The 24,690-nt window shown below is 72.2% G+C and carries 21 protein-coding genes; 14 read left to right on the top strand and 7 right to left on the bottom strand.

Translation table 11 applies throughout. The features are described 5' to 3' along the window. The first annotated feature begins 44 nt into the window (after positions 1 to 44). The 6 genes from WMF14_RS44800 (at position 45) to WMF14_RS44775 (ending at position 6,257) form a co-directional block, all read left to right on the top strand. A complete protein-coding gene (locus WMF14_RS44800; RefSeq protein ID WP_437796613.1) occupies positions 45 to 1,226 on the top strand; it encodes a trypsin-like serine peptidase in 1,182 nt (393 codons plus the stop codon). Beyond that, a complete protein-coding gene (locus tag WMF14_RS44795; protein WP_437796611.1) occupies positions 1,219 to 2,322 on the top strand; it encodes an ABC transporter substrate-binding protein in 1,104 nt (367 codons plus the stop codon). The genes WMF14_RS44800 and WMF14_RS44795 overlap by 8 nt, the downstream gene beginning before the upstream one ends. Next, on the top strand, positions 2,319 to 3,077 hold the full coding sequence (locus tag WMF14_RS44790; RefSeq protein WP_437796609.1) for a TlyA family RNA methyltransferase: 759 nt from the start codon (positions 2,319 to 2,321) through the stop codon (positions 3,075 to 3,077). The genes WMF14_RS44795 and WMF14_RS44790 overlap by 4 nt, the downstream gene beginning before the upstream one ends. Before the next feature lie 333 nt (positions 3,078 to 3,410). After that, on the top strand, positions 3,411 to 4,610 hold the full coding sequence (locus WMF14_RS44785) for an ABC transporter substrate-binding protein (RefSeq protein WP_437796607.1): 1,200 nt from the start codon (positions 3,411 to 3,413) through the stop codon (positions 4,608 to 4,610). Between the two features lie 85 nt (positions 4,611 to 4,695). Beyond that, positions 4,696 to 5,580, top strand: a complete 885-nt coding sequence (locus WMF14_RS44780; protein ID WP_437796605.1) for a branched-chain amino acid ABC transporter permease — start codon at positions 4,696 to 4,698, stop codon at positions 5,578 to 5,580. Positions 5,581 to 5,690: 110 nt separating this feature from the next. Continuing rightward, complete coding sequence (locus WMF14_RS44775; protein WP_272101825.1) at positions 5,691 to 6,257, top strand: hypothetical protein; 567 nt, start codon at positions 5,691 to 5,693, stop codon at positions 6,255 to 6,257. Between the two features lie 11 nt (positions 6,258 to 6,268). Here the strand turns inward: WMF14_RS44775 and sdhB are convergent, their stop codons facing one another. Genes sdhB through WMF14_RS44760 form a run of 3 tightly spaced genes read right to left on the bottom strand, consistent with a single transcriptional unit; the run spans position 6,269 to position 10,005 of the window. Then, positions 6,269 to 7,090: a succinate dehydrogenase iron-sulfur subunit gene (gene sdhB, locus WMF14_RS44770; protein WP_437325993.1), complete on the bottom strand. Its 822-nt coding sequence runs from the start codon at positions 7,088 to 7,090 to the stop codon at positions 6,269 to 6,271. Between the two features lies 1 nt (position 7,091). After that, entirely contained in the window at positions 7,092 to 9,137 is a 2,046-nt protein-coding gene (gene sdhA, locus WMF14_RS44765; RefSeq protein WP_437796603.1) for a succinate dehydrogenase flavoprotein subunit, read from the bottom strand. Between the two features lie 55 nt (positions 9,138 to 9,192). Beyond that, positions 9,193 to 10,005 carry a succinate dehydrogenase gene (locus WMF14_RS44760; protein WP_437796601.1) on the bottom strand — a complete coding sequence of 271 codons (813 nt, stop codon included), beginning with the start codon at positions 10,003 to 10,005 and terminating at the stop codon, positions 9,193 to 9,195. Positions 10,006 to 10,181: 176 nt separating this feature from the next. Between WMF14_RS44760 and WMF14_RS44755 the strand changes: the two genes are divergently transcribed. The 4 genes from WMF14_RS44755 (at position 10,182) to WMF14_RS44740 (ending at position 14,896) form a co-directional block, all read left to right on the top strand. Further along, a complete protein-coding gene (locus tag WMF14_RS44755; protein ID WP_437796599.1) occupies positions 10,182 to 12,065 on the top strand; it encodes a hypothetical protein in 1,884 nt (627 codons plus the stop codon). Positions 12,066 to 12,213: 148 nt separating this feature from the next. Then, positions 12,214 to 13,353: a hypothetical protein gene (locus WMF14_RS44750; protein WP_437796597.1), complete on the top strand. Its 1,140-nt coding sequence runs from the start codon at positions 12,214 to 12,216 to the stop codon at positions 13,351 to 13,353. A gap of 3 nt (positions 13,354 to 13,356) precedes the next feature. Beyond that, a complete protein-coding gene (tsaE, locus tag WMF14_RS44745) occupies positions 13,357 to 13,908 on the top strand; it encodes a tRNA (adenosine(37)-N6)-threonylcarbamoyltransferase complex ATPase subunit type 1 TsaE (RefSeq protein ID WP_272101831.1) in 552 nt (183 codons plus the stop codon). A gap of 187 nt (positions 13,909 to 14,095) precedes the next feature. Beyond that, complete coding sequence (locus tag WMF14_RS44740; protein WP_272101832.1) at positions 14,096 to 14,896, top strand: MlaE family ABC transporter permease; 801 nt, start codon at positions 14,096 to 14,098, stop codon at positions 14,894 to 14,896. A 55-nt stretch (positions 14,897 to 14,951) separates the two neighbouring features. Here the strand turns inward: WMF14_RS44740 and WMF14_RS44735 are convergent, their stop codons facing one another. Next, positions 14,952 to 15,872: a hypothetical protein gene (locus tag WMF14_RS44735; protein WP_437796594.1), complete on the bottom strand. Its 921-nt coding sequence runs from the start codon at positions 15,870 to 15,872 to the stop codon at positions 14,952 to 14,954. Positions 15,873 to 16,022: 150 nt separating this feature from the next. On the opposite strand from WMF14_RS44735, the gene WMF14_RS44730 reads away from it, so the two are divergent. Next, positions 16,023 to 17,048, top strand: a complete 1,026-nt coding sequence (locus WMF14_RS44730; protein WP_272101834.1) for an NADP-dependent oxidoreductase — start codon at positions 16,023 to 16,025, stop codon at positions 17,046 to 17,048. A 195-nt stretch (positions 17,049 to 17,243) separates the two neighbouring features. On the opposite strand, the gene WMF14_RS44725 is transcribed toward WMF14_RS44730, so the two are convergent. Then, complete coding sequence (locus tag WMF14_RS44725) at positions 17,244 to 18,452, bottom strand: hypothetical protein (RefSeq protein WP_437796592.1); 1,209 nt, start codon at positions 18,450 to 18,452, stop codon at positions 17,244 to 17,246. 9 nt (positions 18,453 to 18,461) lie between these two features. After that, positions 18,462 to 19,415, bottom strand: a complete 954-nt coding sequence (locus WMF14_RS44720; protein ID WP_437796590.1) for an ArsA family ATPase — start codon at positions 19,413 to 19,415, stop codon at positions 18,462 to 18,464. Between the two features lie 111 nt (positions 19,416 to 19,526). Between WMF14_RS44720 and WMF14_RS44715 the strand changes: the two genes are divergently transcribed. The 3 genes from WMF14_RS44715 to WMF14_RS44705 all read left to right on the top strand — a co-directional run bounded on the left by WMF14_RS44715 (position 19,527) and on the right by WMF14_RS44705 (position 22,738). After that, positions 19,527 to 20,294 carry a phosphoadenylyl-sulfate reductase gene (locus WMF14_RS44715; RefSeq protein ID WP_437796588.1) on the top strand — a complete coding sequence of 256 codons (768 nt, stop codon included), beginning with the start codon at positions 19,527 to 19,529 and terminating at the stop codon, positions 20,292 to 20,294. Positions 20,295 to 20,422: 128 nt separating this feature from the next. Further along, on the top strand, positions 20,423 to 21,085 hold the full coding sequence (locus WMF14_RS44710; RefSeq protein WP_437796586.1) for an HAD family hydrolase: 663 nt from the start codon (positions 20,423 to 20,425) through the stop codon (positions 21,083 to 21,085). A gap of 72 nt (positions 21,086 to 21,157) precedes the next feature. Next, positions 21,158 to 22,738 (top strand): lactate racemase domain-containing protein, encoded by a 1,581-nt coding sequence (locus tag WMF14_RS44705; protein WP_437796585.1) that lies wholly within the window; start codon positions 21,158 to 21,160, stop codon positions 22,736 to 22,738. A 104-nt stretch (positions 22,739 to 22,842) separates the two neighbouring features. Here WMF14_RS44705 and WMF14_RS44700 read toward each other — a convergent pair whose 3' ends face one another. Further along, complete coding sequence (locus tag WMF14_RS44700) at positions 22,843 to 24,645, bottom strand: DUF885 domain-containing protein (RefSeq protein WP_437796583.1); 1,803 nt, start codon at positions 24,643 to 24,645, stop codon at positions 22,843 to 22,845. Positions 24,646 to 24,690: the final 45 nt, after the last annotated feature.

Raw genomic sequence — 24,690 nt, 5'->3', positions numbered from 1 at the left:
CACCCCGCGGCGCGCGCAGACATTGCAGTATTTGGAGGCATTCGATGTCGTTTTGCTTGCCCAGAGTCGCCTTGATCCTCGCCCTGGGACTCGCTGCGACAGCGTGCAGCTCCGCCCTGGAGGAGCCTCCTGACGAGATCGGTGAGGCGCCGGATGCCATTCAGGACGGATATCTCGACGACGGCGACAGGGCTGTCGTGGGCATCTACAACGACGAGATCGGCGCGATCTGCACCGGCAGCTTGATCGCCCCGAACGTGGTGCTGACGGCCCGTCATTGCGTGTCGGACATGGCCAATGAGCTCGACGGCCAGATCACCTGTCGATCCACGAGGTTCACGGACACGCACCTCGCGCGGCGGATCTTCGTGACGACCGACGCGGAGATCGGCAGGTACGCGCGTTTTTACGACGGCAGCGAGGTGGTGCTGCTCCCCGGCGAGGGGACGGACGCGTTCTGCGGCAACGATCAGGCGATCCTGATCCTGGAGGAGCCGATCCCGGAGAGCGAGGCCGTGCCGCTCGTGCCGCGCGTCGACGTGCCCCTCGCGGAGGGCGAGGAGTACTACGCGGTCGGCTTCGGGGCGACGAACGACGCGAGCACGGGCGCGGGCCTGCGGCGGCGCCGCGACAGGCTGTTCATCGACTGCGTGGCTGACGGCTGCCCGTCATCCCTGGTGAAGGCGACGGAGTGGGTCGGGGACACCGGCATCTGCGAGGGAGACTCGGGCGGACCCAGCCTCGATATGATGCACCGCGTGATCGGCGTGACCTCGCGCGGAGCCACGGGCTGCGAGTATCCGATCTACGGCTATGTGTACGGCTGGGCGGAATGGATTAAAGAGACGACCGTGCGCGCCGCCCGTACCGGAGGATACAAGGCCCCCCCCTGGGCGACCGGCTACCCCACCGATCCCGCCTATTCGGCGGAGGTCGGCGCCGCGTGCGGACAGCCGGAGCAGTGTCCTGCGAATGCGTGCCTCGACGGCTACTGCACGCGGCCCTGCAACGGGGCAGCGGCATGCCCCGACGGCTACAGCTGCAACGGCGAGCCCGGCTTCTGCGCCAAGGTCTCGGAGCCGTCCGCAGACGACGAGGGGAGCGGGTCCTGCAGCGCCAAGCCGCGGCCTGATCCGACGCAGCCGGTCCCCTGGGTGCTCGCGGCGGCGAGCCTGGGCGCCCTCGCGAGCCTCCGGCGGCTGCGCGGCCGGGAGCGGCTTGGCTGACGAGCGGCGCTCCTCCACGCGGAGCTCCCCCGGCCCCGCGCTCCTGCCGGGCGCTGCGAGGCCTGCGCTCCCGCCAGGCGCTGCGGGGCCTGCGCTCCCGCCGGGCGCCGCGCGGGCCTCGCTCCTGCCGGGCGCGCCGGGCCGCGCGCTCTCGCGGCGGGCCGCGCTCGCCGGGCTCGCGGCGCTCGGGCTCGCGGCGTGCGGGCGCACCGCCCCGTCGCGCGCGGCGGGAGCGCGCGTCGTCTCGCTGTCGCCCAGCACCACGGAGGCGGTCTGCGCCATCGGCGCCGGCGCGGCGCTCGTCGGCCGCTCCCGCTACTGCGACCACCCGCCCGAGGTGCTCCGCCTGCCGAGCGTCGGCGGCTACGCCGATCCGAGCATCGAGGCCATCATCGCGCTCTCGCCGACCCTCGTCGTCGGCGCCCGCGGCCCGGCGGGGCCCGCGCTCGACGAGTCGCTGCGCGCGCACGGGATCGCGACGTGTTTCCCCGACACCGAGTCGCTCGCGCAGATCGAGGACATGCTCACGGAGCTCGGGCGGCGGCTCGACGCGGCGCCCGGCGCGGAGCAGGCGATCGGCCGGATCCGCGCCCGGCGCCGCGCTGTCGAGCAGGCCGTCGCCGCGAAAGGCGCCCCGCGCGTCCGGGCCGCCCTGCTTTACGACACCTCGCCCCTCTTCGTCGCGGGCCCCGGCAGCTTCCCCGATGAGCTCATCCGTCTGGCCGGCGGCGAGAACGTGATCACCCGCGGCGGCCCCTACCCGTCGATCAGCGTCGAGCAGCTGCTCGTACTGGATCCCGATGTCCTGCTCGACGGCACGTCCAGCGACGGCGATATGCGGGGCCCCTCCAGGCTGGCGGCGCTCAGAGACGCGCCCGGCTGGAGATCCCTGCGCGCCGTGCGCGAGGGGCGACTGCGCCCGCTGAACACCGAGGTCGTGCTGCGCCCGGGCCCCCGCATCGGCGACGGCCTCGCCGCCGTGGCGCGGGCGCTCCACGGCGACGCGCTGGCGCTCTCCGACGACGCGGCCGTCCCCCCCTCCCCGGTCGGCGCTGCGGGCCTCGCGGCGCCCCTTCCCGGGACGGAGGCGCCATGACCCGCGTGCGCGCCGACGCCCTGCTCGTCGCCCGGAAGCTCGTCGGCTCACGGACCGAGGCGCAGGCGCTGATCATGGCCGGCAAGGTCACCTCGGGGCCGCGCCGCATCGACAAGCCGGGTACGCTGCTCCCGGAGGGCGCCGAGGTCCACGTCGCCTCCGGCCCCCGGTTCGTCTCGCGCGGCGGCGACAAGCTCGAGCACGCGCTCGCGGCCTTCGCCGCGCACGGCCTCGACGTCGCCGGGAAGACGTGCGTCGACGTGGGCGCCTCGACCGGCGGCTTCACCGACTGCCTGCTCCAGCGCGGCGCGGCGCGGGTCTTCGCCGTCGACGTCGGCTACGGCCAGCTCGCCGCCAAGCTCCGCGCCGACGCGCGCGTCGAGGTGCGCGATCGGGTCAACGCCCGCGAGCTCCAGCGAGAGGACTTCGACGTCCCCATCGATCTCGTCGTCGTCGACGCGTCGTTCATCAGCATCTCCCGCCTCATCGACGCGATCGCCCGCCTGCTCCGCCCCTCGGGGGATCTCGTGGCGCTGATCAAGCCGCAGTTCGAGGCGGGCCGCGAGGCCGCCGCCCGCGGCCGCGGCGTCATCCGCGACGAGGCGACCCGCCTCGCGGCGATCGCCGAAGGGCGCCAGGCCATCGAGGCCGCGGGCTTCTCGGTCGTCGACCAGGTCGACAGCGCCGTGCGCGGGCCGAAGGGGAACGTCGAGCACTTCGTCCATGCGCGCCGCGTCGACCAGCCGCCGCGTTGATCAGCCGCCGCGTTGATCGGCCGCCGCGTCAGCCAGCCGCCATGTGCACCCCGTTGACCAGCCGCGGCGTCAGTTAGCCGCCATGCGCACCGCGTTGGCTGGCCACGGCCTGCGACGCCGCGCGCCACGACGCCGGGCTCGGTCGCCGGAATCCGTGGAAAGTCGAACACTTAAGATGCTCCACGCCGACCGCGCCGCGGCCCGACGGTGCTGACGTGCCGCGTAGACAATGGTAGACGCGGTGAGTACACGCGCTCTGAGCCGCTGCGTGGGCGGCCATGGCCAGCGCGGGCGACCCACGCGAGGCAGCCCGGCGACAGGGAGGACGACGACATGCTCGGACGACGGGGTTTGGTGAAGATGATCGCCGGGGCGCTCGCGCTCAGCGCGATGACGCTCGGTTGCGACAAGAAGGGTGAGACGCCGGCCGACAACGCGGCCCAGCACGCCAAGGACGACGCCGAGTGGAAGGTCGGCGCTTACTTCAGCCTCTCGGGCGAGGAGACGGCGTTCGGCGTCGACTCGAAGGAGGCTATCGATCTCGCGATCGACGAGATCAACAAGGCCGGTGGGGTCAAGGGCAAGCCGATCCACGTCCTCTACGAGGACAACAAGTCGAAGCCCGAGGAGGCGACCAACAAGGTCCTGCAGCTGATCGATCGGGATCACGTGCTGGCCCTCCTCGGCGAGGTCGCCTCGTCGCGGTCGCGCGCCGGCGGCATCGTCGCCAACAAGAAGAAGGTGCCGATGATCACGCCGTCCTCCACGAACCCGGACGTGACGAAGGTCGGCCCGTTCGTGTTCCGCGCCTGCTTCACGGACGACGTGCAGGGCCAGATGGGCGCGCAGTTCATCGTGAACACGCTCGGCAAGAAGAAGGTGGGGCTCTTCTTCGCCTCCGACGACCTCTACTCGTCGGGCCTCGCCAAGGAGTTCCGCGAGGAGGTGAAGCGCCTGGGCGGCGAGATCGTCATGGAGAAGAGCTTCCTCAAGAAGGAGACCAACTTCACGACGTACATCAACGAGCTCAAGTCGGCGAACCCCGAGATGATCTACGCGCCGATCTATTACACGAGCATGGCCCCGGTCGCGCGGCAGGCCAAGGCCGCGGGCGTACCAGGGAGCATGTTCGTCGGCAGCGACGGGTGGGACGCGAACGAGCTCCTGCGCGACGCCGCCGAGGAGCTCGACGGCGCGTACTTCACGAACCACTACGCGCCGGACGTCCCCTGGCCCAACTCGCAGGCCTTCGTGAAGAAGTACAAGGAGCGGTACAACCGCACGCCGTCGAGCATCGCGGCCCAGGCCTACGACGCGGCCAGGCTGCTCGCCGACGCGATGGGGCGCGCGAAGGAGATGACGCCGGACGACATCCGGGCGGCCATCCAGGACACCAAGGGGTTCCAGGGCGCGACGGGCGTCATCAGCATCGATGCGGAGCGCAACGCGAACAAGCCGGTCGTCATCGTCCGGATCAAGGACAAGCAGTTTACCTACTACGCAACGGTCAACGAGAAGGCTGCGAAGCCGTAGCGGTCGTTCCCGCCTGCTGTCGCGCGCGCTGGCTCGAACGTGACGAGCGCGCGGAACGTGCGGAACGTGCGTCAAAGAGGTCTCCATGGAGAAGATCGTGAATGCCCTGATCACAGGGCTCGCCCAGGGGTCGATGATCGCGCTGGTCGCCCTCGGCTACACGATGGTTTACGGCATCCTCAAGCTCATCAACTTCGCTCATAGCGAGATCTTCATGATGGGCGCCTTCGCCGGGCTCTTCGGGATCGCGGCGTTCGGCGGCAACAGCGCGCCGCTGTTCGCGGGCGTGGCCGGCACCCTCTGCGCGATGGCCTTCGCGGGCGTCCTCGGGGTCATCGTCGAGAAGGTGGCTTACGCGCCGCTCCGCTCACGGGGGCGGGGCCTCGCGAACACCCGGATCACGCCGCTGGTCACGGCGCTCGGGATGAGCGTGCTCCTCCAGAACCTGGCGCAGCTCCTCTTCACCGCCCGCTACCGCGGCTATCCGCAGCTCCTGCCGATCGAGCACACGCGGCAGGTGATCTTCGTCACCTCGATCCTCGTGATGGTCGGCCTGGAGCTGCTCGTGCGGCGCACCTGGACGGGCAAGGCGATGCGCGCGCTCAGCGTGAACGTCGAGGCCGCCCGGCTGATGGGCGTCCGCACGAGCCGCATCATCGCGCTCACCTTCCTCACGGGCTCGATGCTCGCGGCGGTGGGCGCGGTGCTGTACTGCCTCGATCAGTCGCAGGTGTACCCCACGATGGGCGTCGTGATCGGCAACCGCGCGTTCGTGGCGGCGGTCATCGGCGGCATCGGCAACATCACGGGCGCCATGCTCGGCGGCATGCTGATCGGGATCATCGGAGAGATGACGAAGCTCACGCCTTACTCCGGCTTGCAGGACGTCCTTGTGTTCGCGGTGCTGATCGGGGTGCTCCTCGTGAAGCCGACGGGGCTGCTCGGCACGACCGGGACCGAGAAGGTGTAAGGCCGCCCTGGCCAGCCGGCCCACGCGCCGCGCTTCCATCCTCCAGAACGAGCAGGGCCGCCCTGGCCCGACGGCCCACGCGCCGCGCCTCCTTGCGGTATGCTCGGCGGATGCGACGCCTCGCTCTCGTCGTACCGCTCTCGCTGCTCGCGGCGTGCGCCCCGGTGCCCCCCGCCAACTGGGTGCGCGGCGGCGCGCTGCTCGACATCCCCCGCGCGCGCTGGGCGCTCGCCGATCTCACGGTCGACATCATGCCGGACGGCAAGATCCTCGTGAACGGCGAGCACCAGCTCAGCGTCGATCGCGGCGGGCGCGTGTTCGGCCTGGAGGCCGAGCCGGTGGCGTTGCTCGAGCCGGACGGCCGGGTCATGGGCCCGAACGACGATCCGCTGGGCCAGGTCGGCGTGCTGCACGCCTCGCTGCCGCGCCAGGCGAACGCCTGGATCACGGTCGCCGAGGGCGGCGCGGTGATCCGCTACGCGGACGACGGCGAGCGGGAGCCGCTCGGCGCCTGGATGGGGTGCGAGGCGACGGCGCGGGCGCACCAGGCCTGCACGCTGATCACGCACGTCCTCGGGATGCGCATGGACAAGCTGGCGCGGCCGCGCACGCCGGACGCGCTGCAGATGGGGCTCGGGAACGGGCTCGGGCTCGCGACGGGGTCGCTGTTTCCGTAGGTCGAACGCGCCTACTTCAGCAGCCAGCCGAACAGCATGCGCTTCGTCGTGTCGCGGGAGACGGCAGCGAGCGAGTCGACGAGCGGGATCTCCTTCGGGCACACCTCGACGCAGTTCTGCGACTTGCCGCAATCGGTGATCCCACCCTCGCTCATCACCGACTCGAGGCGCTCGCCCTCGTGCATCGCCCCCGAAGGGTGCATGTTGTAGAGCCGCACCAGGTTGATGGCGAAGGCGCCGACGAACTTCGTCCCGTCGCTGTACTGCGGGCACGCCTCGACGCAGCAGCCGCACGTCATGCAGCGGGAGAGCGGATACCGCTCCTGCTGCCGCTCCGGCGACTCGCGCGGGCCCGGGCCGAGCTCGTGCGTGCCGTCGATGTCAATCCACGCCCGCACGCGCTTCATGTCCTCGAACATCCGGCTCCGGTCGACGAGCAGGTCACGCACGAGCGGGAACTTGGACATCGGCTCCAGCGTGATCACCTCGCCCTTCGGCGCGATCTGGTCGATGAGCGCCGAGCAGGCCTGTCGGACTCGACCGTTGATCACCATCGTGCACGAGCCGCACACCTCCTCCAGACACACCGCCTCCCAGACGACAGGAGCCACCTCCTTGCCGTCCACGGTCCGCGGATCCTTCTGGATCTGCTGCAGCGCGCTGATCACGTTCATCTGCGGCAGGTAGGGGACCTTGAACTCCTCCCAGCGCCGCGACTCCGTCCGGTCCGCGGTGTCCTGCCGCCGCACGCGCAGGTGCACAAGCCGGCCCTCGCCCTTCGGCTGCGCCGGCGCCGCCGCCCCGTTCGCCTCGTCTCCGCTCGCCTTGGCCATCCTACACGCTCTTCTGCGACAGCTTCCCTGTCGTCGTCTGGATGTTCGCGGAGTTCGCGGCGCTCGCTGCGCTCGCCGCGCCCGCCTGCTCGTACTTGCGCTCCCGCGGCGTCACGAGCGACGTGTCCACCGCGTCCGTCACGTGGATCGACTGGCCGGCGCACGCGTAGTCGAACTCGCGGACGAACCTCACCGCGCCCTTCTCCTCGTGGCGCGCCAGCGTCGTGCGCATCCACGCGGCGTCGTTCCGGGCCGGGAACTCCGGCTTGTAGTGCGCCCCGCGCGACTCGTCGCGGTTCCTCGCGCCCTGCGCGATGACCCGCGCGAGCACCAGCATGTTCTCGAGGTGGCGCACGAACTGCGCCCCCTGGTTCACCCGCGGGGCCGTGTCCGTGCACTTGATCCGCCCCGCCCGCTCCTCGAGCTCGCCGAGCTTCTCGAGCACGCGGTCGAGCGTCGCGTTGTCGCGCTCGATCGTGCAGTCGCGCAGCATCGTCTCGCCGAGCTCCTGGTGCAGCCGGTACGCGTTCTCCGGCTGCTTCGCGTCCTGGTTCTGCGTCAGGATGCGCTGGTAGCTCGCCTCGGCGCGCTTCTCGGCCTTGTCGAAGATCGAGCGCGGCAGGTCGAGCGCGCTCCGCCTGATGCTCCGCTGATAGGTCGCCACCGCCGGCCCGCACACCATGCCGCCGTAGATGCACGAGAGCAGCGAGTTGGCGCCGAGCCGGTTGGCCCCGTGGTACTGGTAGTCCACCTCGCCCACCGCGTAGAGGCCCGGGATGCTCGTCGCGTGGTTGCGCGGCGACCCGGCCTTGAGCGAGCCCCGCGCGTCCGCCTCGTAGTCGACCCACAGGCCGCCCATCGAATAATGGACGGCCGGGAAGACCTTCATCGGGTTCTTGTACGGGTCGGTGCCCGCGAACTTCTCGTAGATCTCGAGGATGCCCGCGAGCTTCGACCGGAGGAACTTCTCGTCCTTGTGGGTCAGGTCGAGGTAGACCTCGTTCTCGTTGAGGCCCGTCGCGGGGTTCCAGATGCCGCGCCCCTCGTGGAAGCACGTCTTGAAGATCGCGCGCGCGGCGATGTCGCGGGGGACGAGGTTGCCGTAGCCGGGGTACATCCGCTCGAGGAGGTAGTCGCGCTCCTTCTCGGGGATGTCCCGCGGGCTCCGCGCGTCGCTCTTGTCCTTCGGCACCCAGACGCGGCCGCCCTCGCCGCGCGCGCTCTCCGAGATGAGCCGCAGCTTGTCGGCGCCGGGGATCGCCGTCGGGTGCACCTGGATGAACTCGCCGTTCGCGTACACAGCGCCCTGCTGGTAGACCGCCGACGCCGCCGTCCCCGTGCAGATCACGCTCAGCGTGGAGCGGCCGAAGACGATGCCGCAGCCGCCCGTCGCGAGCACGACCGCGTCGCCCGTGAAGGCGCGGATCTGCATCGATTTCAGGTCCTGCGCGACGCAGCCCACGCACGTGCCCGAGTCGTCGAGGATCGCCTCGAGGAAGTCCCAGAACTCGAACTTCCGGACCATCTTCTCGCCCGGGATCGCCACGCCGTGCTCGTCGGTCACGTCGGCGAGCTCGAACCGCCGCACCTGCTCGTCGAGCGCGTAGAGCAGCTGCTGCCCCGTCGTCGCGCCGGCGAACGCCGTGCGGTGGTACAGCGTGCCGCCGAAGCGGCGGAAGTCGAGCAGGCCCTCGGGCGTCCGGTTGAACGGCACGCCCATGCGATCGAGCATGTTCACGATGCCCGGCGCGGCCTCGGCCATCCCCTTGACGGGCGGCTGGTTCGCGAGGAAATCGCCCCCGTACGCCGTCTCCTCGAGGTGCACCTGGGGGCTGTCGCCCTCGCCCTTCGTGTTCACCGAGGCGTTGATGCCGCCCTGCGCGCACACCGAGTGCGAGCGCTTCACCGGCACGAGGGAGATCAGGTCGACAGGGACCTTCGCCTCGCACAGCTTGATCACCGTCATCAGGCCGGCGAGCCCGCCCCCGACGACGATGACGCGCCGAACCTTCCCCCCCTCGCTCCTCGTCGTGCTCTTCGCGGCCATGTTCGATCCCGATGCTCCCGCGCCGCTCCCCGGAAGGGCGCGGCCGATACGATGGTCAGTGCGAGGCCGGCGCGCCCACGCCGGCGCCGGCGCCGACAGACGCGCGCGCGGGCACGCCGGTGGAACCGGTCGACGACGTGATGTCCGCGCAGGTGCGGCCCCCCTCCGCGGACGGGCCCGGCGTCCCGGGGAACGGCGCGCCGGTGGCGAAATAGATCACCGTGTTGGCGCCGAACAGGAAGACCACGAGGCCGACGGCGCCGAAGACCACCGCGGCCATCCGCTGCGCCCGGCGCGACACGGTGATCCCCCACGAGAAGCAGAAGCCCCAGAGGCCGTTGGCGAAGTGGAACACGCTCGCCGCGATGCCGAAGAGGTAGACCAGCGCGATCACCGGGACGCCGCCCACCGTCGACGCCATGTCGGCGCACAGCCGCGGGTAGAACTCCTCGGGCGCCATCCGGCCCAGCCACTTCTGCGCCCAGTACGACCAGAGGTGGAAGCCGATGAACGCGAAGGCGAGCACCCCCGTGACCCGCTGCAGCGTGTACATCCAGTTGCGCGAGAACGTGTAGCTGCCGACGTTCGGCTTGCCCTCGAGCACCAGCTTGACCCCGTAGAGGGCGTGGAACGCGAGCGGCAGCACGACGAGCCCGATCTCGAGCACGGGCAGGTACGGCATGTGCGAGATATCGGCGACGGCCGCGTCGAACCGCTCCTGCCCCTGGAGCGCCTTCGCGTTCGTCCAGAAATGGAAGAGCAGGAAACCGCCCACGGGGAGGGCGCCGGTGAGAGAATGCAGCTTGCGCAGGAGAAAGGACCGGCGGCTCTCGTGAAAGAGCGATCTCGCGGGGGTTGCCTCGGACACGCTGACCTCGATGGAAGGCGGGCGCGGCGGGTGTATGGGATGCCCCGGGTGACGTCAAGGTGAACGCAGTCGACAGTTCCGGCCGGTTTTCCGCTGCCTTTGGCGCGTCGAGCGGCGGCGCAGCGGCTAACCCGCGCCGCCGCGCCGCCCGGCGACGTCGGCCACTTCACTCCCGCGTGGCCGCGCTCGCGGCCGCGGCCCTGCTCGCGCTCGCCGCCGCGACCGCCGGCGCGGGCTGCGGCGCGCAGGACGGCGGAGCGCCGGTGAGCCCGGCGCTGGCCGGGTCGCCCGCGGCCCAGGCCGAGCTGCGCCCCCTCCTCTCGCGCTTCGCGAACGGCGCGCGCGCGGAGCGCATCGCGCTCGAGCCGGAGCTCCTCGCCTTCCGGGGGCGCCACGCCTCCGACGACCTCGCGCGCGTCGCGACCGTCCACCTCGCGTGGATCGCCCTGGAGCGCGGGGACCTCCGCCGCGCCGAGGCGCTCGCGGCCGAGGTCGAGGCGGCGGGGCGGAGCGCGATCGGCGATCTCGCGCGCGTGATCCGCGGCGCGGCGCTCCGGCGGGCCGGCAAGCCGAGGCCCGCCTTCGGGGTGCTGCGCCCGCTGGTGAGCAAGATGATCGACCCGTACGTGCGCGAGCTCCTCAACGAGGAGGTCACCACGGCCGCGATGGAGGCGAACGCGTGGACGCAGGCGATCGAGCTGATGAGCGTCTGGCTGCGCGAGGCCGACGACGACCGGCGCGCCGCCGTCCGGGCGCAGATCGGGGCGCAGCTGCGCGAGGTGCCGATCGATCACCTCGTCCGGGCGCTCCGCGCCGGGCAGGCGACCGGAGAGGTCGTGAGCCCGGAGGTCGACCTGCGCTCGCTGGTCGCCGAGCGCCTCGCGATCGTCGCCCGCGAGCGCCGCGACGTGGCGCTCGCGAAGGAGCTGATCGATCGGGCCGACGCGGCGCTCGGCACCCAGCGCGACGCGATCTTCGAGCTCGCGGCCGGCGCGGATGCCGCGCGCGTCGAGCCGCCCACGGTCGGCCTGCTGCTGTCGACGCGCACGCCCGCGTCGCGCCGCCGCGGAGTCGAGATCGCCGCCGGCGTGGCGCACGGGCTCGGGCTGCTCCGGCCGGGCTCGGACGCGCGGCTCGTGAGCCGCGACGACGGCGGCGAGGGCAGCGTGGACGAGGCGCTGAACAGCCTCACCGCCGAGGGCGCCGCGGTGCTCATCGCCGGCTCCGATCGGGAGCAGGCGACCGAGGCGGCGAAGTTCGCGCGGACGCACGCGATCCCGGTGCTGCTCGTCCACCCGCCGGAGCCGGCGGCGCTGGACGGCGCGTTCGTCTTCGTCGTGGGCGAGGAGCCCGCGAGGAGCATCGAGGTGCTCGCCGCCGCGCTCGCGGAGCGGGGCGCGAAGCCGGTGGCGCTCGTGGGCGGCGATGCCGATGTCCGGAAGGACGCGGCCCCCGCGCCGGCGGGCGCCGCCGGGGCCGCGCCGGCGGCCGAGCACGGCATCACGCTCGCGCTCCCCTGCGACGGGCCCTTCGACGCGCGCGCCCTCCGGCCGCCGGCCATCCGCGGGATGGTCCTCGCCGGCGACGCGCGCTGCGCGGAGCAAGCGCTCCGCGCGGCTCCCCGCTCGGTGACGATCGCGCTCGCCTTCGAGACGGCCATCGCGCCGCCGCCGGGATCGCTCGTCGCGACGGCGGGGCTCTTCCCGCTCCTCGCGGCGCCCTCGGGCGCGCAGCCTCCGCCGGGCGCGGGCGATCCCAGGGCGACGCCTTCCTCGGGCGCGGCGGCCGCGCTCGCGGCGTGGCTCGCCACCCATCCGTCGCCGCCGAGCTTCTGGGCGGCGCTCGGGCGCGACGCCGGCGTGCTCGCCTGGGCCGGCGTGCAGCGGCTGCCGAAGACGGGCACCGAGGACCCGGCGGAGGTGAAGGCGCGGCGCCTCGCTGCCGTGAGCGCCATGAGCACCGCGACGGCGGAGCTCTGGACGACGTCGGCGGACGGCTTCGGCGGACGGCGCGTGCTGCCGCGGGTGATCGGCCACCGCGAGAGCGGGAAAGCGCGATGAGCGGGGCGAAAGCGCGGTGAACGAGGCGACTCACCCGGCCCGCGCCCGGTCATCGCAGGGGACGACGCGCGAGGCGCAGCGTGGAGACCGTGCCGGCGCGTCGCCCCGGGGCTGCTCCGGCCTGCCGGCGGGCGTAGCATGGCGCCGCATGATCCGCCGAGCCCTCTCCTGTGCCACCGCCGCCGCGCTCCTGGCGATCGCCCCCGCCGCGCTCGCCGATCGGGTGGCGTTGCTCCCCACGCGCGGGGGCACCGACGAGGCCGCCCGGAGCGCCGCCCAGGCCGAGGTCGCGCGCGGGCTCGCCGCCTTCGGCCACACCACGGCGCCGGACGGCGCGGTCGCGGCCGCGCTCAAGGACGTCGCCGATGGCGTCGCCGACAGCGCGGACGAGTACCGCGCCGTGAGCGCGCGGACGGGCGCGGACTGGGTCCTGACCGGCACCGTCGATCCTGCGGTCACGACCACCCGGGTCGAGCTCACCGCGTACCTCGCCTCGACGGGCCGGGTCGAGTCGGTCGCCAGGGAGGTCGACCGGGGTAAAGAGGCCCGGCAGACGCAGGAGATGCTGGCGGTCCTGCTCCGCCCGGAGGGCATCGGCGTCGGCGAGCTCCCCTGGGAGCGCGCCGCGCGCTCCGCTCCGGCGAGCGCGCCCCCGCCTCCGGCCGCGGGAGGGACGATCGTGCTGCCCCCGGTGCCCGCGCCGCCGCCCGCGCCGCCCGCGAAGGAGGTGCTGATGGCGTATCCGCTCGGGCCGGAGCGCGTGTGGCCCGCGTACACGGGCGGGCGCCGGGTCGCCGTGTCCGCGTCGCTCGGGCTGGCCGTCGCGGCGGCGCGCCTCCCGGGCGCGAGCGGCAGCGCGGCCTCGCTGGTCGGGGAGGCGCGCGTGGCCTACGCGCCCGGCGACCGCGGGCTCGAGCTGTTCGCCGGCGGCGGCGGCAACCTGGCCGGCCCGTTCGCCGCCTGGATCGAGGGCGGCGCGCGCCTGCTGCTGACGCCTAGCCTGACGCCGCACGAGGGCGCGTGGCGCGCGTTCCCGCTCCACCTCGGCCCGTCGCTCCGCGCGGGCGCGTTCTTCAGGTCCGGCGCCGGCGCCGTGGGCCCCGATCTCACGACGTACCACGGCGACCTCGAGGTCCACCCGGTGCTCGGGGCGTCGCTCGACGTCGCGCTCGCGCTGAGCCCCTCGGTGCAGCTCGAGGCCCAGCTCGGCAACCTGCGGTGGGTTCCCACGGGGGGCGGCTCCCTGTTGCTCGTCGGCGCGACGCTCGGCGCCGGGGCCCGGTTCTGACGCATGCGCATCGAGCTGCCGAGCCGCCGCAGCACCATCCGCCTGGCGCGAGCGCTCGCCGGGCGCCTCGCGGGCGGCGATCTGGTCGTCCTCGCCGGCGATCTCGGCGCCGGGAAGACGTTCTTCGCCCGCGCCCTGTGCCGGGCGCTCGGCGTCCCGCCGGCGCTCCCGATCACCAGCCCGACGTTCACGCTGGTCCACGAGCACGAGGGCCGGGTCCCCATCGCGCACGCCGACGCCTACCGCCTCGGGGGCGCGTCCTCCGCGGAGGACGCGCGCGACGACGCCGCCGCGGAGCTCGCCCAGCTCGGGCTGCGCGAGCGCCGCGCCGAGGGCGCGCTCGTCGTGGTGGAGTGGGGCGAGCCGTTCGTGGAGGCGCTCGGTGGCGACGCGCTCCTGATCCGCCTCGCCGCGCCGGAGGATCCGGCCGCGCCCGGCCGTGCCGCCGAGATCAGGGCGACCGGCGCGCGGAGCGGCGAGGTGCTCGCCGCGGTGGATGACGAGCTGCGGCGCGGCTCCGTTGGATCGCGGGGAGCCGGGCCGGGCGCTGCGTGAAGCGCGTCGAGCGGCCGGAGCCTGGCGAGGGCGGGCGGAGGACCGCTGCACCTTCGGGCGGGCTCGACCGGCGCCTCGATCCACGCGCTGGCGCGAAGCGCACGTCGCAGCGCGTACGAGCGGGCGCGCAGGGCCATCGCGAGCCCGATCCCGTGCGCGGCGGCGTTGCGTGGTACAAGAGCGCACCGTGAAAGAAGGCGCTGAGACCAGCCACGGCCAGCTGCTCAACAGGGCGCTGGAGCCGGTCCTCGCGTTCCTCGACAACATCGGCAACATCGTCACGCTCACCTTCCAGACGATCGTCTGGCTCGTGCGCCCGCCGTTCCGCCCCGCCCAGTTCCTCGCGGCGATGGACTTCATGGGCGCGCAGTCGGTCTTCATCGTCGGCCTGACCGGCGTCTTCAGCGGCATGGTCGTGACGCTGCAGACGTCCTACGCGCTGCGCGCGTTCAGCGCCGAGGGCCGCGTCGGCGGCCTCGTCGCGGTCTCGCTGGCCCGCGAGCTCGCGCCGGTCTTCTCCGCGATCATGGTCACCGCCCGCGCCGGCAGCGCCATGGCCGCTGAGCTCGGCAACATGCGCGTCACCGAGCAGATCGACGCCATCGCGACGATGGGCGTGAGCCCCGTGCAGTACCTGCTCTCGCCCCGGCTCTTCGCCGCGACGGTGATGCTGCCGCTGCTCTGCATCCTGTACACGAGCGTCGGCATGTGCGGCTCGTACCTCGTGGCCGTGCTCTGGCTCGGCGGCGACGCGGGCGCGTTCTTCCAGAGCATCCGCGACTTCGCCCTCCCCAAGGACATCTCCATGGGGCTCATCAAGGCGTGCGTCTTCGGCTTCATCGTCTCGTCGATCTCGTGCCGCCACGGCTTCTACGCCTCCGGCGGCGCGCGCGGCGTCGGCGTCGCGACCACGCGCGCGGTCGTCGAGAGCTGCGTCACCGTGCTCGTCACGAACTACATCCTGACGCAGCTCTTGCTCGACATGTGAGCCGCAGCGGCGGACCTTCTCTGCATCACGTCGACTGAATCGCTGATACGCGAATTCAGCCCTCCACTGGCACCCACACGTCCTCGGCCGGCACGTTGATCGGGCGCGTCGGCCACGGCCCTTCGCTCGGCGCGTCGAGCGGGTGAATCGACCACACCTGCATCTCGAACGCACGCATTCGCGCGCGCCGCGCAGGCCCGTGCAGGGGGAGCGTCACCTCCTCTGCGCCGGCCGCCATCGCCGCGGCCGCGTCGAGCCCGGCGCGGGCGATCTCGTCCTCCACCATCTCTCCGCAGTCCCACCGCGCCGCGCATCGTCGCCCGAAGAGCAGCGCAGGCTCGCTCACCGCCCCTCCGGTCAGCGCGCGGAGCGCCCGATCGGCCCAGAGCGTCCGGCAGAGATCGAAGAAGCGGGCGCGACCCATCCAGCCGGGCGGCTCCCCCGCGGCCTCCGCCGCGCGACACTCCGTATCATGGCGGGATACCCACGCCTGGAACGGCGCGGACCCGCCGATCCGGTGCGCCCAGAGGGTGTCCGAGTGGCGCGTATACCCCGCGACCCAGAACGGCGCCCCGCGCGCCTCGAGCACGCGACGCTGGGCGGCGTCGAGCGCGTGCAGCCTGGCGCACCTCGACAGGGAGAGGGCGTCGATCTCTCGGGGATCGCTCAGCGGCGGGACGTCGAGCGCCGCCATCTCGCGATCGAGCGCCTCGATCTCCGCGAGGCGCTCCTCCGGCAGCTGGATCCCGGCCTCCGCCCGCAGCTGGGGCGCGAGGGCGCGCGCGTCGACGAGCGAGAGGTCGGACTTCCAGTCGTCGAGCTGCTGGAACTCCGGAAAGCCCGCGTCGGGCCCGAGCGCCACGTGGAGCGCGCCTCCGAACGACAGGCTCGCCCGAGCGCGGACGCCGATCACCCCGGGGATGGCGAGGCGATCGACGTCGAGCCGGATGGGGCGATCGTGCGCGCGGGGATCCATCGGAGAGGTCTCGATACGCTATGCGGGCCCAGCGCGGGCTCCAAGCGCCCGACTTCAGGAGCAGGACGCGCCTGGCACGTACCCGAGCCCGCCTTCCGCCGGGTCGGGTTGCATCTTCCGGTGGAACCTCCGGGCGTCTAGCTTCGTGTGATGAGCACCTCGTCCCTCTCCAACCGCCGCTACACCCTGAAGGCGCGCCCCGAGGGCCCGCCGGACCGCAGCCATTTCGAGCTCCGCGAGGCTCCGGTCCGTGAGCCTGGCGATGGCGAAGTCCTCGTCCGCACACGCTACCTGTCCGTCGATCCGACGAACCGCCTCTGGATGAGCGACATGAAGCAGTACATGCCGCCCGTGAACCAGGGCGAGGTGATGCGCGCGGTCGGCGTCGGCGTCGTCGAGCGCTCCCGTCACCCCGACTATAACGCGGGAGACCTCGTGTCCGGCCTCCTCGGCTGGCAGGACTACAACGTCGCGGCTCCCGGCGAACTCGCCCTCACGCGCTTGCCCGCGCTGGACGTCCCGCTCGGCGCCTTCCTCTGCCCCCTTCATATTACCGGCGGCTTCACCGCCTACGTCGGCCTCTTCGATATCGCGCAGCCGAGGCCCGGCGAGACCATCGTCGTGTCCGCGGCCGCCGGCTCCGTGGGCTCCCTGGTCGGCCAGATGGGCAAGATCGCTGGCTGTCGCGTGGTGGGCATCGCCGGCAGCGACGCCGGGTGCCGCTATGTGACCGAGGAGCTCGGCTTCGACGCCTGCATCAATTACCGCACCGAGGATGTCGCGGCGGCGCTCGATCGCGCGTGTCCGAATGGCGTCGACATCGATTTCGAGAACGCGGGCGGCGACATCCTCGACACCGTGCTGGACAAGATGAACCTCTTCGGCAGGGTCACGGTCTGCGGCCTCATCTCGACATACAACGACAAGCAACCCCGCCCGGGCCCTGTGCGCTTCCCGCTCATCCTGATGCAGCGTCTCCGGGTGCAGGGCTTCGTCATCCTCGATCATCAAGCGCGCTTCCCCGAGGCCTTCGAGAAGATCTACGGCTGGATCAAGGAGGGCAGGATCACCTGGCGCGAGCGCGTGGTGGAGGGCCTCGAGAACGCCCCGGATGCGCTCGCGATGCTCTTCCAGCCGAACAAGATTGGAAAGCTGCTGATCAAGGTCTCCGAGTAGTCGGCCAGGCCGGCGAACGCCCATGTCGACGAGGCGCGGCAGGGCGGTGAAGCACAAGGGCCAAGTCCCTGATGGGGATAGGCGCCGTCGCTGCGATTCGCGCGCTGATGGCCGGGACATCAATCCACACCTCCGGCGACGAGCTCCGTCCCTGCGGGCCGGTCAGCTCAGCGAGATGTCGAGCTCACAAGGAGACTACCGCAGCCCCCCCGGCGGATCCGGCTCCCGCAGCGCGATCAGCGCCGGCGAGAGCTGCACCGGGTACCTCGCCGGCGCGCGCAGGAGCGCGACCGCGTCCGGCAGCAGCTGGCGCGCCGCCAGGGAGCGCTCGCGCCCGGCGCTCGCCGGCTCGGGCGACTCGAGCGCGCGCCCGCCGCGCATCGCCGCGCGCGCGAGCGGGGCGAGCCGCGCGGCCCCGAGCGCGCGCGGCGCCAGCATCCGCTCGTGCGCGAGGTGGATCACGTCGAAGGCCGCGCGCCCCGCCTCGTCGTAGTAGCGCGCCACCATCTTCCGCCCCGCGATCACGTCGCCGCGATCGCTCGTGCCCTGCCGGAGCGCCCACGCGCCCGACTCCTCGAGCGCCACGAGCTCGCAGCGCGCCGCCGGCAGCCCCTCGGCGGCCTCCGCGAGCCCCGACGCGACCCAGCCGCCCGCGCTCGCGCCCACGCGCCTCGCCTCGAGGAGCAGCGCCTCCTCGTCTTGGCCCCCGAGGTCGACCATCCGATCGGCGTACCAGGGCCAGCTGCCCTCGAGCGGGGACGGCGGCGGCGCGAGCTCGCCGAGGTCGATCCCCGCCTCGCTGCGGAACGGGATGCCGAGCGCCGTGGCCGCGAGCGCGCTCGTCGTCGCCGCGGCGCCGCCCACGTGCGCCGCGCGGGCGAGCGCGAGCGCCTCGTCGGCGAACGGCACGCTCGCCGACGACCCGTCGACGATGTCGCCGCCGCCCGCCGCGATGTGGAGCCGCGCGGCCCGCGTCGCCACGGCCGTGCCGCGGCGGAGCGCCGGGACGAGCAGCGCGCCCACGAGCAGCGCCTCGACGAACGGCCCCTCCACCGAGGCGACGGGCGTCCCAGGGAAGGCGATCGTCCCGTCGGGCATCGCGTCGATGTCGACGGAGAGCGGCGCGCCGGCGAGCCGCTCCTCGAGCGCGTCGCTCAGACCGCACGCCGCGCGCGCCGCGGAGACCGCCGCCGCGTCGAAGCGCGCTCCGTCCACGGCGAGCGCCTCGAGCGCCGCCTCTACGCCAGCGACCACGAGGAAGCCCGTGTGGGTCGGCATCGCCGTGAAGGCGAGCTCGAAGCTCGCGCGCCGATCGGCGACCCCCGCGTGGACGAGGCGATCGGCGTCGAGCAGCGCGCGTCCATCGCGGAGCAGCGGGCTCGCTCGCAGCAGGGCCGCCGGCATCGGCCTCGCTCAGAGCCGCTCGGCCAGCATCCGCGTGCCGGCGACCGTAGAGCCCTCGTCGAAGAGGAACGGCAGCATCACAGTGGGCAGGTCGAGATCGCGGCGCAGGCGGGCCAGGCTCTCGCGCTGCACCGACTCGCGGATCGCCCGCCGCGCGCCGGCCACGAAGGCGCTCTCGACGGTGTCCGCGGCGCGCGCCGGCGCCTGGATGTCGAGGCGCGCAGGGTCGACGAGGAGCGCCCGCTGCTCCTCGGGCGAGAACAGCGCCGGCAGCACGCCGTTGATGATCACCCGGTGGATGGGCAGGCCAAGGTCGCCCCGGACCTCCGCCACGAGCTCGACGGTCTCCGTGGCCGGCATCTCCTCCGGCAGCGTCACCACGACGACCCCGCTCCGCGCGGGATCCCTGAACATCGCCCACGCCGCCTCGGCGTCCCGGCGCAGGATGCCCGGCGGCGCCACGTCGAGGATCACCTTCGGCACCCGCAGCATGTCCACCCCGTGCCCCGTCGCGGGCGCGTCGAGCAGGACCACATCGAAGCGGTTGGAGCCGTCCGGGAGCAGCTCCGTCGTGTGGAACCACGCCTTGCCGAGCATCGCCCACTCGAACAGCCCGGGCACCGCGCGGAAGAAGGTGCGCGTGTACTTGTTGTCGAAGACGAGATCGGCCGCGGCGCGCACCTTCAGGACCATCTCGCCGTACTCCCGGAGGGCCCTGTCCGGCGAGATGTTCACCGCCCACACGCGCTGGCCGACCTGCATCACCTCAGGGCCGATCGGCTTCGAGCCGAGGATGGCGGAGAGCCGCTCCTTCGTGTGACACATCGCGACGAGGACGCGCTTGCCGCGGGCCGCGAAGGCGAGGGCGAGGGCCCCCGAGATCGTCGTCTTCCCGACGCCTCCCTTGCCGGTCACGAACAGGAAGCGCCGGCGCTCGAGCTCCGGCAGGCCATGGCCGAGCACGCCCGCTTCTGAGGCTTGATGGACGCTGGTCATTCCTCGCCAGCGGAGTTACGCGCAAGCTCAGGCGAAGGCAACCCGGATCAAGGAAACGGGCTCTGCTATGCATCGCTCATGCGCATCACCGAGCGACACCTCGAACCGCTGAACCGACGCTTCCAGGGCGCGTCACCCGTGGAGCTCCTCCGCTTCGTCCGCGAGTCCTTCGGCCCGCGCGCGGCCATCATGAGCAGCATGCAGCGCGCCGGGACGGCGCTGTGCCACATGGCCGACCGCGCCGGGCTCTCCTTCGACGTGGTCTTCGTCGACACCGGCGTGCTCCACGCCGAGACGCTCGCCACGCGCGACGAGCTCGCGCGGACCCACCCGAACCTGCGCGTCGTCACGCTCTCGCCCGAGCGCACCTTCGCGCAGCAGACGCGCGACGAAGGGCTGCTCTACCTCTCGAAGGAGGGCCAGGAGCGCTGCTGCGACCTCCGCAAATCGGCCCCGCTGAGCGCCATCCGGGGCCGCTACGACGCGCTCGTCGCGGCGCTGCGGCGGGGCGAGGGCGGCGCCCGCGCCAAGGTCGCGCCGTTCGGCCTCGACCCCGCGAACAACACGCTCCGCGTCCACCCCTTCGCGTCGCTGACCGGCGAGGAGCTCGACGCGTACTTCGCCGCGCACGAGGACGCGATCGAGAACCCGCTGCACGGGATGGGCTTCCGCACCATCGGCTGCTTCCCCTGCACGACGCCGGTGCTGCCGGACGAGCCCGAGCGCGCCGGGCGCTGGCGCCACCTGGCGAGCGTCGAGTACTGCGGGATCAACCCCGTGGACCGGGGAGACACCGACGGCGGCGTCGACCTCGACGACCGGTACGAGCGCCTGTTCGCGGCGTGATGCTCGACGGCCCGCGCGAGCACGTCGACGCGGCGTGGCACCTCGACGCGGCGTGACGATCGCCTGCGAACACCGGTTCGCGGCAGCTCGATCTTGACTCAAACGGCATGCAGGGAGATTTGCCCCGCATGCCGGCGAGCTACTTCGACGTAGACGGCACCCTGGTCACGACGAACCTCGTGCACCCGACGGTGTTCTACATGCTGAACCAGCCAACGCCGATGCACAGCCTCGCGAAGCTCGGCCGCGCCCTCGTGAAGGCGCCGTGGATGGCGATGGCGGAGCTCCAGGATCGGCGCCTCTTCAACGAGCTGCTCTTCAGCTCGTTCGATGGAGTCTCCGAGGATCGCCTCGTGGCGCTCGCGGAGGAGGCGTTCGCGAAGGTGCTCAAGCCGGCCATCTACGCGAAGGCGCGGGACCTCGTGAAGTGCAGCCTCGACAAGGGGCACGACGTCGTCCTCGTCTCCGGCGCGCTGGATTTCCTGATGCAGCTGCTCGCCGATCACCTCGGCGCGACGGGCATCATCGCGAACCGCCTCGAGGTGAAGGATCGGTTCGCGACGGGCAAGCTCCTGCGCCCGGTGGTGGCCGGGCCCGAGAAGGCGCGGCTCATCCGCGAGCACGCCCACGCGCACGGGCACGACCTCGACGAGTGCTTCGCCTACTCGGACAGCTACTCGGACGTCCCGATGCTCTCGGTCGTCGGCTACCCGGCGGCGGTGAACCCGGACCGCAAGCTCAAGATGCTCGCGCAGGCGTACCACTGGCCGATCCTCCACCTCGCCGCATGACCCCTGCCTCCCCCGGACGGCGGGAGGCCACCCCCCAGCCCAACACGTCGCACCCCCTGCTCTGAAGGTCCCATGAGCCATCCTTGCGTCGTCACGCTAGACAGCCGCAGCGCCCCCCGGGTGCTCTTCTCAGGCGACCAGCTGGTCGAGGTCGACCTGCCCACCGGCACCCGGGTGCTCTACGCGAAGCCGCCCATCGAGCCGCTGAAGGACGTCGACGCCGCGATCCGCTACGCGATCAACCACCCGTACAACTCGGAGCCGCTCTACGCGAAGCTCCGCCCGGGGATGAAGGTCACGATCGCGGTGGACGACATCTCGCTGCCGCTGCCCCAGATGAAGCGCCCCGACATCCGCGAGCGGGTGCTCACGATCGTGCTCGACCTGCTCGCCGACTACGGGGTCGACGACGTCGAGATCATCATCGCCACGAGCGTCCACCGGCGCATGAAGGACTGGGAGGTCCGCCACATCGTCGGCGACCGGATCTTCAACGCCTACTGGCCGAAGCGGCTCTACAACCACGACGCCGAGAACGCCGCCAACATGAAGTACGTCGGCACGACCGACGTCGGCGAGGAGGTCGAGCTCAACAAGCGCGCGGTCGACAGCGACCTCGTGATCTACGTGAACCTCAACCTCGTGCCGATGGACGGCGGGCACAAGTCGGTCGCCGTCGGCCTGTGCGGGTACCGGAGCCTGCGCGCGCACCACAACCCGCGGGTGATGCGCGACTGCTACTCGTACATGGATCCGAAGAGCTCCGCGCTGCACACGAGCGTCGAGCGCATGGGCCGGCTGGCCAACAAGAAGCTCAACGTCTTCACGATCGAGACGACGATCAACAACCGCATGTTCGATCGCCCGCTCGAGTTCCTCGCGAAGAACGAGGACGACCTCAGCGCGGGCGAGAAGAGCGCGCTGCGCGCCCTCCGCTTCACGCTCTCCAAGGTGCCGCAGCCCGCGCGCCAGGCGATCTTCCAGCGCGTCCCCTCGCCGTTCGGGGTGACCGGGGTGTTCGCCGGCGAGACCGAGGCCGTCCACGAGCACACGCTGAAGCGCAGCTTCGATCAGTACCTCGTCCCGGTCACGGGCCAGGCCGACATCCTGATCACGGGCATCCCGTACATCAGCCCGTACAACGTGAACTCGTTCCTGAACCCGCTGCTCGTGCAGGTGATGGCGAACGGGTACCTGTTCAACCTCTACCGCGGCGCGCCGATGCTCAAGAAGGGGGGGACGATGATCATCCTCCACCCCTGCACCGACCTGTTCGACAACGAGCACCACGCCCCGTACATCGAGTTCGTGCACCGGCTCCTGCCGGAGACGCGGGACGCGATGGAGCTGCACAAGCGGTACGAGAAGAAGTTCTCGGAGAACCCGGCCTACATCGAGATGTACCGCTTCGGGCACGCGTACCACCCGACCCACCCGTTCTTCATGTGGTACTGGGGCGAGGCGGGGCGGCAGCACATCGGCCGCATGATCGTGGTCGGCGCCGACAACGAGTACATCCCGCAGCTGCTCGGCTGGGAGACGGCGCGCACGATGGACGAGGCGCTCCGGATGGCGAAGCAGTCGGCCCCGCCCGCGCCGGAGATCCTGGCCCTGCACACCCCGCCGATCTTCATGGCCGACGTGACGGTCTAGCGCGCCCGCGGAGGGGCGCAGCGTGCGGCTGCGCCTCATCGACGGCACCTACGAGCTCTTCCGCGCCCATTGCTCCAAGCGGAAGCCGCTGTAGAGCGGGGCCTTTATAAGGGCTGTTTCCTCGCCGGCGCCCCGAGCTCGGCGAGCACGCGCTCGCGGACGAGCGGCAGCGGCGGCGAGCCGTGCGAGAGGAGCGCGTCGTGGAAGCGGCGCAGCGAGAACGCCGGGCCCAGGGCCGCCTTCGCCTCCTCGCGGAGCTTCAGGATCTCGAGCTTGCCGAGCGTGTAGGCGAAGTAGCCGGGGTCGAACGTCGCGCGCACCGCCTGCTCCCGCGCCGTCGCGCGGTCCTGGAAGCAGTCGTCGACGAAGCGGCGCTCGGCCTCGTCGAGGCTCATGCCCTCGGCGTGCACCCCGAGCGACACGACAACCCGGCAGTTGCGCAGCAGCGCGTCCGCGAGCTGGCCGAGGCGACTCTGCGGGTCCTCCTTGCCGAACCCTTGCTCGATCATCATCTGCTCGACGTAGTGGGCCCAGCCCTCGACGAACGAGTAGCTCCCGAACATCTTCTGCGCGTCCGTCGGCGCCCGGCTCTCCCACAGGCCCTGGACGAAGTGCCCCGGGTAGACCTCGTGCACGGTCGTCGAGAGCAGCGTGCCCCGCAGCATCACGTACTCCTCCTGCTCCTTGCGGGGCCAGGAGGGGTCCGGCTTCGTGATGTAGTAGAACGCCTCGAGCCCCTTCCGATCGAACGGCCCCGGCGCGTCGAGGAAGGCGGCGTTCCAGCGCATGTAGGGCGGCGTTTCCTTCACGATCGCCCGCTCGTCGGACGGGAGGCTCACGATCTCCTTGTCGACGATGAACTTGCGCGCCGACTCCATCATCCGCGTCGCCTCGGCGAGGAGCTGCTCCGCCTTCGGCCGGGAGGTCTTCACCTTCCTGGCAAGCTCCTTGTAGGCCGCCTTGTTCGCCGTGAGGTCGTCCTCGCCCATCTTCTTGAACTCGGCGAGCGGCGTCGAGAGCCCCTCCTGCGCGAGAAGGAGCTTCCTGTACCGCGCCTCCCCGAGCACGTGGCTCGCGTCGCCCTTCGGCAGCTCGACCTTCGCGAGGTGCTCGGCGAGCTTCTCCGCCGCGGCGGCGAGCGCGGCGTTCGTCTCCTCGAAATCGGCCTGGAACGCGGGGTCGCCCACGCCCTTGAGCAGCTTGACGACGTCGCCGCGCAGGTACTCGGCGTAGCCCCGGAAGATCTTCACGGCGACCTCGATCACCGGCTTCGGCATCGGGCTCGCGAGGTTCTCGAGGATGCGCGGCGCCTGGGCCAGCGCCGCCTTCTCGTGCTCGAGGAGGCGCCGCGCGCGCTCGGGCAGCGGCGCGTACGCGCGATCGAGGTACTGGTTCACGCCGAACAGATCGCCGTAGAACTGCGGCCGCCGGCGCCACTCCTCGAGGTCCCTCCCGCTCCAGAGCTTGAGGTCGATCCGCTGGAGGAGCAGCGCGCGGTCGAGCGCGTCGTCCGGGGAGAGCGCCGCGGCGTCGACGGCGGCGAGCGCCGCGCGATCGCGCTCGAGGCGCGCGAGCCGCCGCTCTATCGCCGCGGCGGCGTAGTCGGTGACCTTGCCGTCTTGCTCGTGCAGCCCGCGCGAGCGCGCGAAGGCGGGCTCGTCCGCGACCCACTCGCGCAGGATCCGATCGCGCAGCGCGGGGAACGGCTCGCGCGGCGCCTCTGCCGGCCGCGCGGGCTCGGCGCTCGCCACAGCCTGAGGGGGCGCCGCGGCCGGAGGGGGCGCCGCGCCGAGAGAGGGAGGCGGCGCCGAGGCGCTCCCGCTGCAGGCGGCGAGCGCCGCGAGCGGCGCGAGCACCGCGAGCCGGCGCCAGCGCGAGCGCGAGCGGACAGGTATAGGTGCGGCCATGACGGGCCGAGCCTGTCAAACCGGCCCGCGCAGGTCAACGCCGCA

The organism is Sorangium sp. So ce693 (genome assembly GCF_051521375.1).
GTDB lineage: Bacteria > Myxococcota_A > Polyangia > Polyangiales > Polyangiaceae > Sorangium > Sorangium atrum.
This window is presented reverse-complemented; position numbering and strand designations above follow the sequence as displayed.